We start from the raw sequence: 13,272 nt of genomic DNA, 5'->3' as shown, positions 1-13,272 counted from the left end.
GGGAGATTAAGCGCCAGTAAGAACCCGATTGGTTCAACTAATAATCGGTGGGGAATGGACAAAAACCCCCACCGATTAAAGTTTCACCTTATGGTGTTGATTATTAATCAAAGGATGTGAGGTAGGATGACGGTAATCAGAGGAAAAGCAGCTCCGTTAATGGTTCAAGGTACTCATTCTGATTCAGGTAAAAGTATTCTTGTAACTGCATTATGTCGAATTTTTGCTGACGAGGGAATGGCCGTTGCTCCTTTCAAGTCACAAAACATGGCACTTAATTCATATATTACAAATGATGGTTTAGAAATTGGGAGAGCACAAGGTATACAAGCAGAAGCAGCTGGAGTTGAGGCTTCTGTACATATGAACCCTATTCTAATTAAACCATCTGGTGATATGAAATCACAAATTGTGCTTCATGGTAAGCCTTATCGTAATATGAAAGCTATGGCTTATCGGGAAGAATTTTATGAGATGGGATTGCAGGCTATTAGTGAATCATTTTCTATTCTTGCTAATGAGTATGATTGTATCGTCATTGAAGGAGCTGGTTCTCCAGCGGAAATTAATTTGAATGACCGAGAGCTTGTTAATATGCGCCTTGCTAGATTGGTAGATGCACCTGTCATTCTTGTTGGTGATATTGATCGTGGTGGTGTATTTGCAAGTTTGGTAGGAACGCTTCAACTTCTACCTGAAGCGGATCGTCATCGCGTAAAAGGGGTTGTCATTAATAAATTTCGAGGCGATGTGGCTTTGTTGCAATCGGGACTGGACTGGTTTGAGGAATATACCGGTGTTCCTGTTCTTGGTGTTATTCCTTACCTTTCTGACTTAGAGATAGATGGAGAAGATAGTTTGATTCTGGATCAATATAGTAATGGTGAGACGAATGATGAAGCGGACATTGATATCGCGGTCATTGCACATCCAACCTTCTCTAATTTCACGGATATTGATCCGTTGCGTTTAGAGAGTGATTGTAACATTCGCTTTGTGAAGAAAGCGTCGCAGCTTGGGAATCCTGATATGATTATTTTACCGGGTACGAAAAATACAGTGAGTGCTATGCAGTATATTCAGGAGACTGGATTAGCGCAAAGAATTGTAAAGCTAGTAGAACAAGGTACATATGTATTTGGGATTTGTGGTGGTTTTCAAATGCTAGGTGAAGCGATTCATGATCCAGAAGAAGTTGAATCAGATATAACGAAAATGGAAGGTCTAAAGCTACTTCCAGTTGTAACAGAGATGAAAGTAGAGAAGAAAACCGTAGTTTCAAAGGGGTATACGGAGTGTTTAAGTTATGGCTCAAATCCATTAAAGGGTTATGAGGTACATATGGGACAATCTCATACGTTACAACCAATTCAGCACTTTGCAATCTTAAATGGTGAAAAAGAAGGCTGCTGCAAAGACAGTGGTAAAGTGATTGGGACATATTTACATAATGTATTCCATAATGATGATTTCAGAAGGAATTATTTAAATATGGTTAGATCTACAAAAGGATTACCGGCTATTGAAAGTTTGCTTCATATCGAAGAACTGAAAGCAAAGGAATATGAGCGACTTGCAGCGCATGTGAAACAGCACATTAACATGGAGAAAGTATACGAATTGATAAAAAGGGGATAGAAGGCAATGAGTGACAGAATAAAGGCTGTTGTAGAGAATATACAAGCAGTTGATCATGAAATGGGACGAGCTGCACAGCTACATCTAAATAATTTAACAAAACCAGTAGGAAGCCTTGGGGACCTGGAGAAAATAGTTGTTCAATTAGCAGAAATAACACGTTGTAAAGTTCCGGAAGTTTTTCCTCCGGGTATCATTGTGTTTGCAGCCGATCACGGTATTGCAGAAGAAGGTGTCTCTGCTTATCCGCAAGAAGTCACAGGACAAATGGTGCTAAACTTCTTGAATGAAGGTGCAGCTATTAATGTATTCACTAAAAGCGTGAATGGCTTTATCGAAATAGTAGATGTTGGGGTGAAATCTACTATTGATGCAGAAGGTTTAATAGTTGATAAGGTTGGGTTTGGAACGAAGAACTTTGCCAAAGGCCCGGCTATGACTAGAGAGGAAGCTATCCATTCTATAGAGGTAGGTATGAAACGCGCGGAAGAGATGATTAATAAAGGAGCTAAATTAATCATTGTTGGAGAGATGGGGATTGCGAATACGACAGCAAGCTCAGCTATCGTTGCTGCAATTACTGGAGTGAATATCCGATCAATTGTAGGACAAGGTACAGGTCTTGCGATGTCAGCCCTTGATTATAAAGCAATCGTTATTGATGATGCATTAAAATTATTACAACCAGATTGTCATGATCCATTAGATTTATTACAAAAAGTAGGCGGTTTTGAAATAGGTGCGATGGTTGGTGCAATGTTATATGCAGCCTCACAAAATATTCCTATTCTATTAGATGGTTTTATTTGTACCGCAAGTGCATTAGTTGCTACTAAATTCTGTCCGGAAGTTAGAGATTATATGATTGCTGGTCATCATTCTGTAGAGCCAGGTCATACAATTGCATTAGAAGCGCTCGATAAGAAGGCTTTACTATCCTTACATTTACGTCTTGGTGAAGGAAGTGGAGCAGTGTTAGCTTACCCGTTAGTTGAAGCGGCCACAAGAATGGCGCGAGAAATGGCTACGTTTGATGATGCTGACATATCGAGAGAAATGGTGACACAATAATTGGACGGTTAACATAACCGTCTTTGTTGTTATAAAGTGAGGTATATGTAATGAAGACATTATGGCCAGAGCATGGAGGGAGGACCAGTGTCATTTCATCAATGCTTGAACAAAAAGGTATACATTCAAAAAAAGTACAGGATTTTAGTGCGAACATTAATCCTTTTGGCATACCATCAATCATGATAGAAGCAATGCAAGAAGCCATTACGAAGCAAATTATTTATTATCCAGATTTAACATATCGTGAGCACACTGAAAAAGTAGCTTCCTATGAGCGCGTGGAAAAAAATCAAGTATTGTTAACAAATGGTGGAGCTGAAGCGATTCATCTGAGTGCAGCTTTGTTTAAAGGAAAGAAAGTGGCTTTGCTTCATCCTTCTTTCAGTGAGTATGAATTAGCTTGTAAAGCACATGATGTTAAGTATACGTGTTTTTTATATGAGGAATTTTGGAATACGTGTAAGCTTCCTATAAATGTGGAAGAAATTATAGTCGATTATGATGCAGTGTACATTTGTCGACCGAATAATCCTTCGGGAACTTGTGTCTCGTTTGAGGAGATGGAACGATTAATTAAACTTGCGAAGATGCATCATACATATGTCATTGTAGATGAAGCGTTTATTCATTTTGCACATAATGAAAGGAGTGTTGTTTCATTATGTCATTCTAATCCTCATCTTATTGTATTGCGCTCGTTAACGAAAATTTTTGCTGTTCCGGGTATCCGACTCGGGTTTATGATTGGCAGTGAAGCTACAATAAAGCGTGCTACAGAACTACAAGTTCCATGGAGCATAAATGCGGTAGCTCTAAGCTTAATCGATTGCTTACAGAAATGTCAGGATTTTGTAGATGAAACAGTCGCTTATATAACCCAAGAAAAAGAGTGGCTAGCCACTCAGTTAGACGCATTGGATTTTCAAATGTCAAATACAAGTACGAATTTTTATTTACTACGTGATCCTTCTCTTGATGATCATGAACCACTATTATTGTTTCTTGCTGAGAGAGGTATTTTATCTAGGCATACGTATAATTTTAAAGGGCTAGAAGGAAAAGCATTGCGATTTGCTATTCGCACACATGAAGAAAACGAAAGGATTGTTCGTTATTTGAAAGAATGGAGAGAACGAATTTGTTAATCTTTATTTCTGGTGGTGTTCGTTCAGGAAAGAGTTCACTAGCTGAACGGATGTCCGTTGATTGTTATAAACAAAAACAATCGAACGCTCTTTATTATATGGCGACAACGAAGCGAAAGAATGATGAAGAAATGGTGGAACGTATTAAGCTTCATCAACAGAGTCGTTCATCGCTTTGGACTACAATTGAAGAGCCATATCGAATTGATGAAAGAATGAGTACAATGTTGCCAAACTCTGTGTTACTTATTGATTGTTTAACAGTATGGAGTAGCAATGTGCTTTTTTCAGAGAACAAAACGTATGAGACGATGATTAAACGTTTATCGTCCTTATTTCAAATCGCTGAGGAAAAACAAATAACAGTCATTATGGTATCGAATGATGTAAATGAAGAACTGCCAATCGATGATGAAGGCGTTCAAAGTTATGTATATAGTTTAGAAGCAGTACATAAATATGTTGTGAAAAACTGCAATCAAGCTATTCAAGTTGTGGCTGGTTGTCCAATAAGGTGGAAAGTATGAAGAATGTTTTACACGGAGCTGTATTGTCATTACAATTTCTTACGCGATTTCCATTACCGGTAGCATGTGAAATAAATACAGCAACGATGAAATGGGCGTTACGGTTCTTTCCGTTTGCTGGTCTAGTGATAGGTTGTTTTATTAGTGCAATTTTTCTTCTATTAAGTCCATTTTTGCCAAATACACTTTTGACATTGGCAATCCTCTCGGCATGGGTATATGCAACCGGCGGTTTACATCTTGACGGATGGATGGACGTAGCTGACGCGGTTGGATCAAATGGTTCACTTGAGAAGAAATATGAAATTATGAAAGATTCTAGAATAGGTAGCTTTGCAGTGTTAGCGGTAATCTTTCTTTTCATTTGGAAAGCTGGTTTTCTGTATGAGTTGGTATCAATTTCTGAACAGTTGATCATTTCATTTTTATTTATACCTGCGCTATCGCGTTTTCAAGCATTGTTGCAGTTGAAGTGTTTCCCAGCGATTCAAAATAAAGGACTTGCTCATGAGTGGCGCAAGTATTTGTCTTGGGGAGATATTGTGATTGCGTTGTGCTGGCTAGTTATTTTGATTGTTATGTACTACCCGTTAGGAATATTGCTGGCACTGCAATGTGTCTTTACTTTTGTATTTGGAAAATGGGCTGTGAAGAATTTTAACGGTATAAACGGGGATCTTGTCGGAACTTCAATTGAAGGAGCAGAGTTATGGAACGTAATGATTCTATACGTATTATTCTCATTCGTCATGGGATGACCGAATTCAATGTGCAAAAGAAGTACATGGGATATACGGATGAACCAGTGATTCTTGAACGACTGAATGATTATAAGTCGCTGAAATTAGCATTAGAAGATGAACAGATCGATGCGATATATAGTAGTGATTTAATTCGCTGCCAGCAAACAACGCGCTATCTTTTTGGTGAAGGTGCCTATCTAGATGAACGATTGCGTGAAATTCACTTTGGTGATTGGGAAGGAAAAACGTATGAACGGCTGAGAGATATCCCTGCTTATTGTAATTGGCTTTTCAATTGGGAAACAGAGTGTATTCCAAATGGTGAGAGTGGACCAGTATTTCGTGAAAGAGTTCTGGCGTTTTTACAGGAGCACGTACTTATGAGCGGAAATTTTGGTAAGACGATTGCAATTGTGTCTCATGGTGGAGTCATACGTTTTATCGTATCGGCACTTTGTGAGAATGTAGAGTATTGGGATGTTCATGTGAACTTTGGACAAGCAATTGTATTGGAAGTAGGAGGTGAATGGGTATGCACGTCGTCATCGGTGGTGCCTACAGTGGAAAACGACAGTTTGTAAGAGAGAAGTGGGGATCATTTCAGTTCATTTCTGCATATGAAAGTCAGTCAATGAATGAAGCAGTTCAAAGTGACATAGTGATTTACGAAGGATTTGAACTGTGGATTAGAGAGCTGATAAAAGCAGATCACACGAATCAAGAAATTGTAGAGGTGTTTCGTGAATGGTTTCGTGGGCGACAGAATGATGTTCTCATCATGCTCGAAATCGGAAGAGGTATTGTGCCGATTGAAGAGCATGATCGCCGTTTACGTGATGTAGTTGGTTGGGTTCAACAAGAAGCGGTGAAGCAAGCGGATGAAGTAACGAGTATTTGGCATGGATTGGCGAAACGGATGAAATAATTTTAAAAATGGCTGGATTATCGCTTAAAGTGGACGGATTAATTCAAAAAGTCGCGGGATTATTAGCAAAAGTGGACGGATTCTATTTGATGGTATGAAAATCTGAGAGCGATAGGTGATATTTTCGGCTTTTGGTGCCACCATTAAATGGTAAGTTGAAAGATTTTATTAGTTTACAGGCGACAGATGGTGAGGGGATAAGCATAAATTCCCGAAATTGCGTATTGGTGATGGTCGGGCGAAGGATTAGATAATAATCAAATAGGGATTGTTTAAGTGCATCCTTACCGTCACACCGACAATGAGGACATTTCCACTTGCCATAACTTTTACTGAGAGGTAGATGAAAACAGCCCGGACAATGAACGCCTTTGATTAGTTCCGATTCATTAATTTGGTATCTGTCCAAAGCGTTAATATGCAAGCTGCTGTGCTCTTTCAACAATAAACGAGTGATTTTCTTCAAATCTTGATGTGAAAGAACTAAATTTGGATATTTCTTTTTTATATCATCAATCCGTGCAATGAGGTTGGTTGAACGGGTAATTTGTTGAGTGTAAGAGGCCTGTGCTTTGATGATTGCTTGAGGATTACTAATCACGACTTGGGTATAGATGGGGATATTAGCTGTAAAACGATGTTTCAGCAACCATTGTGACAATTGGAATTTTTGATGTTTCACTTGTGTTAATGGATCAGGAAATGCTTCTTCTACTTTGTTTATTGAGCGAATTAATTGCTGAAAGCTTGAATCAAAGGTAAGAGTACCAGATATATTCTTCACCTCTAAAATGAGTATGAAGCTTGGGGATAAGATGAGGGTATCTACTTTAAAATAGTGGTCTTTACATGGAAGGCGTAAGTCGTGGAAAATGTAGTATGAATCTTTTGGTAGAAAGCTAAAATAGTAGTCAAGTGATTGTTCGCCTCGATAGCCGGCTTGTGCTTTAGCCAAATCGCTAGCAATAATTTTTCTCTTGTCGTGATTAGGCGGTATTCTTCGAAGTAAGGCTTCATATACCAAAGCCGACAATGGATACGTTCTTTCTTTTTTAATCATTAATAGCAGCTCCTTTCACACTATATTCTTCCATGTATAAATGTTTTCCTGTACGATCTCTTGCAAGTAATATTAAATTAGCGGCAAATTGAAAGAGCTGAGCGGCAGTTGCAAGTAGCAGGAGCAAAACGTATATTTAGAGTATTATCTATATCAGATGTTGGTATAGAAGAATTTCAAACATACATAAGAAAGTATGTGTAGTTAGAATTGAGAGGGAAGTACATAATGCAAATAAGAGATTTAACTGTTGTTTCACTTCCGAACGAGCAGTGTTTTGTAACGGCAGTTGATATTAGTGCAAGCATAGGTGAGAAAGAACATGATGTATTAAAAGTTCCTCCTGAATTAACAGGTAAGCTCACAGCTCGTGTGGCACTATTAGAAGTGTTAGCAAGTGGAGCTGACGTCATTGCTATAAGTGATGTTGTTGGTGCGGAAATGAATCCAACTGGTAGAAGGATTCTTCAAGGCATTCAAGAAGAATTACATCAAGCTGGGTTAGCTCATTTAGAGTTAAATGGGAGTACTGAAGAGAACATGGAGACGAGTCAAACGAGTGTAGGTGTTTTCGTAACAGGCTATTCACTGAGACAACAGTTAAAACTTAATAATATTGAAAGTAACGCTACTCTTTTAGGTTTAGGTGAACCGATAGTGGGTAAAGAGCTTTTAGAGAAACCACATTTAGAGGTGTCTTATAAGCTTGTTAGAGAACTGGTGAAACGCCAGGATGTACTTGAATTAGTACCTGTTGGTTCAAAAGGAATCCGCTATGAAGCGTATAATTTAGCTGACTTGAACGGTTGCTATTATACTGAAATAGCTGACTGTGATCAAGAATGGTTAGAGAAATCAGCTGGTCCAGCAACAGCTTTGATTGTTGCTGTAAGGAATGAAGCAGTTACTATTTTTATGAAGAGCTATCCAGAGGCTTATATGCTTGGTAGACTTGAAAAGAAATAATGCCATGTAGAATTTTTCAGTGAGCATAAAATACTATTTAATAAGAAAAGCACATTCAGTGAATTCAAAGCTGAATGTGCTTTTTTATTTGTTATATAATGGTATTAATAAAACTTTTAAAAAAGGAGAGGGTTATGGAATTAAGGTGGATGGATAGTTTAATAGAGCAAGCAAAAAAGCCAAAGGGAAGTATAGGCTCAATAATGATAAGAATTATGAATTTTGCTCACGCTGGTATGAATAAATGGGCTATAGAGAAGATGAAATTTAGAAAAGATTCCGTGCTCTTGGATATAGGATGTGGTGGTGGAAAAGCTATACAATTATTATCAAAAGCACATACATATGGAAAGATTTACGGAATAGATTACTCTGAGCAAGCTGTGAATGATTCGATACGTGTAAATATGCGAGAGGTAGAAAAAGGAAAGGTAGAAATACTGCAAGCGAGTGTCACGGATCTGCCGTTTTCAAATCAAACCTTTGATATTATAACTGCTTTTCAAACACATTATTTTTGGGCTGACCTTGAAAATGGGGTAAAGGAAGTTTCGAGAGTATTAAAACAGAATGGGGAATTTTTCATTGTAGCTGAGAAATACAAAATCAATTATCATATGAAATCTTACAAAACAAAAGAAGAGATGGAGCGATTATTAAAAAGTTTTGGATTTCAAACTATTACTTTCTCTGAAAACAATCATGCAAAGTGGCTTTGTGTGAAAGGAAGCAAGAGAGTTTTATCCCGTTCTAACTGGCGCTAAGACTCCCACATCAAAATGAAAGTAAAGGCAAAGACGTTTATGTGGGAGATTAAGCGCCAGTAAAAACCCGATTGGTTCAACTAATAATCGGTGGGGGATGGACGAAAACCCCCACCGATTAAAGTTTCACTTTATGAAAAGGAAATGATATATAGTGGTATTTTCATTTCTTATTTCTTTTGTTTTGTAAAAAACGAAAGAGGGAGTTGTATTTTGAAATATCCTTCGCTCAATTTTTTATGATTCGCCATTGACTAAACCCTTGGGTGCTAGTTTAAGGTAATGATATTCGGAGTATTAAAGATGGGGTGACGTAATTGCAAATCGGTGAAGTATCGAAAATCTGTAAATTAACGAAGAAAGCTATTAGCTATTATGAACAAGCTGGATTGATTGAGAAAAAATACAATAGTAATGGATATAGGACATATGATGAAAAAGATATTATTTTATTAAAAGAAATATACATCTTTAGGAAGTTAGGGATGGGTGTAGCTGACATTAAGGATATTTTGGAGAGTAGTGATAAGCATCATGCTTTGAAAGAATTTCAATCAAAGCAGCAGTTCCAAATAGAGCAAGCAAAAGCGCAACATGATTACTTATTGTATTACTTGAATCATAATCTTTCTATTGAAGACGCATTTGTAGAGGTTGAGCATAAACTTGATCATCATATGATTATTAAAGACAAATTACTTCAAGCTTTTCCAGGAGTCTACGGTAAATACTTATATATACATTTTGGTAGGTTCCTAGATGGGAAAATAGATAGTACAGAGAAAGTAAAAGCATTTAATAACATTGTTATGTATCTTGACAATATTGATAGTCTTAAGTTTGAACATAAAATACAGCATCATTTAGCAGAACAATTCGATATTTTAATCAATCTAGACAGAAGTAAGATGGATGAAGGGATACATGAAGCATTACATAATTACGAGGAATACAAAGAGAAAAATAAAGAAAGTTTAGAATGGTACTTGGAATATCGAACGTCCGAGGAATTTAAATCAAGCCCGACATATAGAATGCAGCAATTGCTACTAGAATTTCAAAAAAATAATGGTTATTATGATATTTTTATTGAAAATTTAAAAATTTTAAGTGAGACTTATAAAAAGTACCATGATCAACTACATGTTATTAATGATCGATTTTTAGAAGATTTTCCACAAGCAAAGAAATTCAACAATTGAATAGTACACAAGAGTCCAATGACCGTTATTTGTAATGAAGGAGAGGTTTTATGATGACGAATTCCATGAGATTTGCTAAAAACAACTGTACAGATCAAGTAAAAATTAATGAATTTTTATTAAAGGCTCAGACGGGTTTTCTTGGATTAGTTGATCAAGAAGTACCATATGTTATTCCTTTAAATTTTGTATGGCATAACGAAAGCTTCTTTTTTCATGGTGCAGAGGAAGGTAGAAAAATGGACATCATACAGACAAACCCTCAAGCATGCTTTACGGTAAGTGAAAGTTACGGAACTCTGGTTGATCCTATTCCTGCAAACACCGATACAGCTTATATGAGTGTAATTGCAGTTGGAATTGTTGAGATTGTAACGGATTTAGATGAAGCGACATCTGCCATGCAAGCAATGCTTGATAAATATGTCCCGAATTATTATTTGTCATCTCTACCTAAAAAGCATGTTGAAAAATATCAATCTAGTTTAGGAAGTAAAACGGTTGTACTTAAAATAAAACCTCTCAGTATAACTGCAAAAGAAAATGAATTAGATGAACAAAAGGAATACTATTCTGGACGAACTATACGGGATGATATTTGATATTTCAACAAACAAAAGCGATTCTTAAAAAAAGGAATCGTTTTTTGTATAGCAGCTACATATTTTTTATCCCGTTCTAACTGGCGCTAAGACTCCTACTTCAAAACGAAAGTAAAAGCGAAGACGCTTCAGTGGGAGATGAAGCGCCAGTAAAAACCCGATTAAAGTTTCACTTTATCCCGATGACACGAATTCGTTTGTAATCGGCTAACCAATTACCATCTTTATATAAATCGTCTTTTAAATGATCTTCCACTTTTGTTATGATGTCGTCTTTTTTGTCTTGATCAATATCTCGGAAAAAACTACTTCCGAACATTTCAATCCAATTTCTTAATCCGTTATGTCCAACTAGTGGAGTTGGTCGGTTGAAATGTTGTGCAAATGTAACTCTAAATCCTACTTCTTCCATTAAAGCAGAATACTCACCAATACTTGGATAATACCAAGGGAACTGTTCAGGAAGATAATCTAGTCCGGCAGCCTTTATTTGATTGACGATACTATCTGTAATGACTTGAACATTTCCTTTACCTCCAAATTCAGCAATAAATCTTCCATTGTTTTTTAAAGAATTCCAAATACATTGTAGTGCTTGTTTTGGTGGTCTTACCCAGTGAAGAGTGGCATTGGAAAAGATAGCATCAAATTCATTGTGATAGTCTAATTTAGTTGCATCTTGTACAAGAAATTGAATATTAGGATACTTGATCGATGCTTGCATAATCATATTTGGCGATTGATCTACACCTATAACATTTACACTATAGTCAGAGATTTTCTTTGCTAAATCTCCCGTTCCACAGCCAAGATCAAGAATTTTTTCCCCAGCTTGAGGATTCAATAATTCAACTATAGAATCTCCGTATTTCGATACAAATGAATGTTTTCCATCATACAACTGAGCATTCCAAGTGTCCTTTGTTTCCATCGTTATTCGCTCCTTTAATTTTTAAATACAATGTTATGTAGTTCTCTATATGACTGTAAAAAAAATTATACTTAAAATCCGAAATAATAGATATTAACAAAAAAACATATAATCAATAACGAATTGTTATTAATTCTAATTTCTAAAGAAAGTCTTTTAAAGTTGTGTTTATGGCGATTTACATATATATTCATAAGTGGTATAAATTACGTACAATGCTACTTGTTGGATGATTATTAAAATAAGATTGCTAGTCGTATATAGCATTTGTGGTAAAAATTTAGAATATTATATTATTTGGAGAGGTGGAATATGAGTGTCATCTATGCCTAATCAAACAAGCGAAATACAGAGCTATATTGATTCTCCAGAAAAACAGCGACAACTTTATCGCAAGACGTTAATTGTTGTTGTTATTTCACAAATTTTTGGAGGAGCAGGGCTTGCAGCAGGTATAACGGTTGGTGCACTGCTAGCTCAAGAAATGTTAGGGTCAAATAGTTTTGCCGGAGTACCAACTGCATTATTTACTCTCGGTTCGGCAATGGCTGCTTTACTCGTTGGACGACTTTCTGAACGGTACGGACGTCGTTTAGGGCTTGCAACGGGTTTTATAGCTGGAGGGATTGGGGCGATTGGAGTAGTTATTGCGGCAGTTACTTCAAATATTGCTTTATTGTTTATTGCGTTATTTATTTATGGTGCGGGAACGGCAACAAACTTACAAGCACGATACGCTGGAACTGATTTAGCGAGTGCTAAACAACGCGCGACAGCAATAAGCATTGCTATGGTTTCAACAACATTCGGTGCGGTTGCTGGTCCTAATTTAGTGGATGTTATGGGTGATTTTGCTGTATCAATGAGTATCCCTGCTTTAGCTGGTCCGTTTATTTTAGCAGCTGCTGCATTCATACTTGCTGGCTTGGTGTTACTTATCTTGTTACGTCCGGATCCTCTCATTGTCTCAAAAGCTGTTGCAGCTGCACCGAAAAGTGCTAGTAGTCATTCGAATTTAGATTCTATAAACATAGCGATAAACAAACGTGGCATAATTGTAGGAGCCACCTTAATGGTAGTAACGCAAATAATCATGGTTGCAATTATGACAATGACCCCTGTACATATGGAACATCATGGGCATGGTTTAAGCCAGGTTGGAATGGTAATTGGTATCCATGTTGGTGCTATGTATCTACCTTCTCTTGTAACAGGTCTTCTAGTAGATAAACTTGGACGTAATGTAATGGCTATTGTAGCTGGAGCTACTCTACTAGCGGCAGGTTTGCTAGCTGCTTTAGCACCGGCTGATTCTATGTTTGGCCTGATTATGGCCCTCGCTTTACTTGGTCTAGGTTGGAACTTTGGCTTAATTAGTAGTACTGCTCTCATTGTTGACGCTACTCATCCGTCTAATCGGGCAAAAACGCAAGGGAAAGTGGATGTATTAGTCGCTCTAGCTGGGGCATCTGGAGGAGCACTTTCTGGAATGATTGTAGCAAGCTCGAGCTTTGCAACACTTTCAATTGCTGGAGGATTCCTTGCATTACTACTTGTTCCAGTTGTTATATGGTCTCGAAATAATACAAAATAAGAACAGAAATAATAAGTGATTCTCAGCTCTTAACAATTGTAGATTAAAAGTAATATAGTAAAAATGATTTATTCATATGGACTTTGTAGGGGAAATGTGAA

17 protein-coding genes are annotated in these 13,272 nt (G+C 37.1%); 14 read left to right on the top strand and 3 right to left on the bottom strand.

The window, feature by feature from the left end; genetic code table 11:
• Positions 1-126 precede the first annotated feature (126 nt).
• From V7014_RS13760 to V7014_RS13725, 8 genes are read left to right on the top strand one after another with little or no spacing between them, the layout of a single operon-like run.
• The gene (locus V7014_RS13760) at positions 127-1,638 is read left to right on the top strand and encodes a cobyric acid synthase (protein ID WP_335508017.1); all 1,512 of its coding nucleotides are present in this window, start codon (positions 127-129) and stop codon (positions 1,636-1,638) included.
• Positions 1,639-1,644: 6 nt separating this feature from the next.
• On the top strand, positions 1,645-2,709 hold the full coding sequence (gene cobT, locus V7014_RS13755; protein ID WP_335508016.1) for a nicotinate-nucleotide--dimethylbenzimidazole phosphoribosyltransferase: 1,065 nt from the start codon (positions 1,645-1,647) through the stop codon (positions 2,707-2,709).
• Between the two features lie 50 nt (positions 2,710-2,759).
• Positions 2,760-3,857: a pyridoxal phosphate-dependent aminotransferase gene (locus V7014_RS13750; protein WP_335508015.1), complete on the top strand. Its 1,098-nt coding sequence runs from the start codon at positions 2,760-2,762 to the stop codon at positions 3,855-3,857.
• The gene (locus tag V7014_RS13745) at positions 3,836-4,384 is read left to right on the top strand and encodes a bifunctional adenosylcobinamide kinase/adenosylcobinamide-phosphate guanylyltransferase (protein WP_335508014.1); all 549 of its coding nucleotides are present in this window, start codon (positions 3,836-3,838) and stop codon (positions 4,382-4,384) included. The genes V7014_RS13750 and V7014_RS13745 overlap by 22 nt, the downstream gene beginning before the upstream one ends.
• Complete coding sequence (cobS, locus tag V7014_RS13740; RefSeq protein ID WP_335508013.1) at positions 4,381-5,142, top strand: adenosylcobinamide-GDP ribazoletransferase; 762 nt, start codon at positions 4,381-4,383, stop codon at positions 5,140-5,142. Before V7014_RS13745 ends, cobS begins: the two co-directional genes overlap by 4 nt.
• On the top strand, positions 5,094-5,708 hold the full coding sequence (locus V7014_RS13735; RefSeq protein WP_335508012.1) for a histidine phosphatase family protein: 615 nt from the start codon (positions 5,094-5,096) through the stop codon (positions 5,706-5,708). Before cobS ends, V7014_RS13735 begins: the two co-directional genes overlap by 49 nt.
• Positions 5,660-6,052, top strand: coding sequence for a bifunctional adenosylcobinamide kinase/adenosylcobinamide-phosphate guanylyltransferase (locus V7014_RS13730; RefSeq protein WP_335508011.1), 393 nt, complete (start codon positions 5,660-5,662; stop codon positions 6,050-6,052). Before V7014_RS13735 ends, V7014_RS13730 begins: the two co-directional genes overlap by 49 nt.
• A complete protein-coding gene (locus V7014_RS13725; protein WP_335508010.1) occupies positions 6,022-6,150 on the top strand; it encodes a hypothetical protein in 129 nt (42 codons plus the stop codon). The genes V7014_RS13730 and V7014_RS13725 overlap by 31 nt, the downstream gene beginning before the upstream one ends.
• On the opposite strand, the gene V7014_RS13720 is transcribed toward V7014_RS13725, so the two are convergent.
• Positions 6,135-7,112 (bottom strand): nuclease-related domain-containing protein, encoded by a 978-nt coding sequence (locus V7014_RS13720; RefSeq protein WP_335508009.1) that lies wholly within the window; start codon positions 7,110-7,112, stop codon positions 6,135-6,137. The two genes, V7014_RS13725 and V7014_RS13720, sit on opposite strands and share 16 nt — an antisense overlap.
• Positions 7,105-7,239, bottom strand: a complete 135-nt coding sequence (locus V7014_RS13715; protein WP_335508008.1) for a hypothetical protein — start codon at positions 7,237-7,239, stop codon at positions 7,105-7,107. The genes V7014_RS13720 and V7014_RS13715 overlap by 8 nt, the downstream gene beginning before the upstream one ends.
• Between V7014_RS13715 and V7014_RS27280 the strand changes: the two genes are divergently transcribed.
• The 5 genes from V7014_RS27280 to V7014_RS13695 all read left to right on the top strand — a co-directional run bounded on the left by V7014_RS27280 (position 7,221) and on the right by V7014_RS13695 (position 10,646).
• On the top strand, positions 7,221-7,316 hold the full coding sequence (locus V7014_RS27280) for a hypothetical protein (RefSeq protein WP_438824919.1): 96 nt from the start codon (positions 7,221-7,223) through the stop codon (positions 7,314-7,316). The two genes, V7014_RS13715 and V7014_RS27280, sit on opposite strands and share 19 nt — an antisense overlap.
• A 24-nt stretch (positions 7,317-7,340) precedes the next feature.
• A complete protein-coding gene (locus V7014_RS13710) occupies positions 7,341-8,078 on the top strand; it encodes an AIR synthase related protein (protein WP_438824918.1) in 738 nt (245 codons plus the stop codon).
• A gap of 98 nt (positions 8,079-8,176) precedes the next feature.
• Positions 8,177-8,842 carry a class I SAM-dependent methyltransferase gene (locus tag V7014_RS13705; RefSeq protein ID WP_335508007.1) on the top strand — a complete coding sequence of 222 codons (666 nt, stop codon included), beginning with the start codon at positions 8,177-8,179 and terminating at the stop codon, positions 8,840-8,842.
• 317 nt (positions 8,843-9,159) lie between these two features.
• A complete protein-coding gene (locus tag V7014_RS13700; protein ID WP_335508006.1) occupies positions 9,160-10,044 on the top strand; it encodes a MerR family transcriptional regulator in 885 nt (294 codons plus the stop codon).
• Positions 10,045-10,097: 53 nt separating this feature from the next.
• Positions 10,098-10,646 (top strand): pyridoxamine 5'-phosphate oxidase family protein, encoded by a 549-nt coding sequence (locus V7014_RS13695; protein ID WP_335508005.1) that lies wholly within the window; start codon positions 10,098-10,100, stop codon positions 10,644-10,646.
• Positions 10,647-10,815: 169 nt separating this feature from the next.
• On the opposite strand, the gene V7014_RS13690 is transcribed toward V7014_RS13695, so the two are convergent.
• On the bottom strand, positions 10,816-11,577 hold the full coding sequence (locus tag V7014_RS13690) for a class I SAM-dependent methyltransferase (protein WP_335508004.1): 762 nt from the start codon (positions 11,575-11,577) through the stop codon (positions 10,816-10,818).
• Positions 11,578-11,902: 325 nt separating this feature from the next.
• Here V7014_RS13690 and V7014_RS13685 point away from each other — a divergent pair, with 325 nt between their 5' ends.
• Complete coding sequence (locus tag V7014_RS13685) at positions 11,903-13,171, top strand: MFS transporter (RefSeq protein WP_335508051.1); 1,269 nt, start codon at positions 11,903-11,905, stop codon at positions 13,169-13,171.
• Positions 13,172-13,272 lie beyond the last annotated feature (101 nt).

This window comes from Bacillus sp. JJ722 (assembly GCF_036963345.1).
In the GTDB taxonomy this organism is placed as follows: Bacteria; Bacillota; Bacilli; order Bacillales; family DSM-1321; genus Bacillus_AD.
This window is presented reverse-complemented; position numbering and strand designations above follow the sequence as displayed.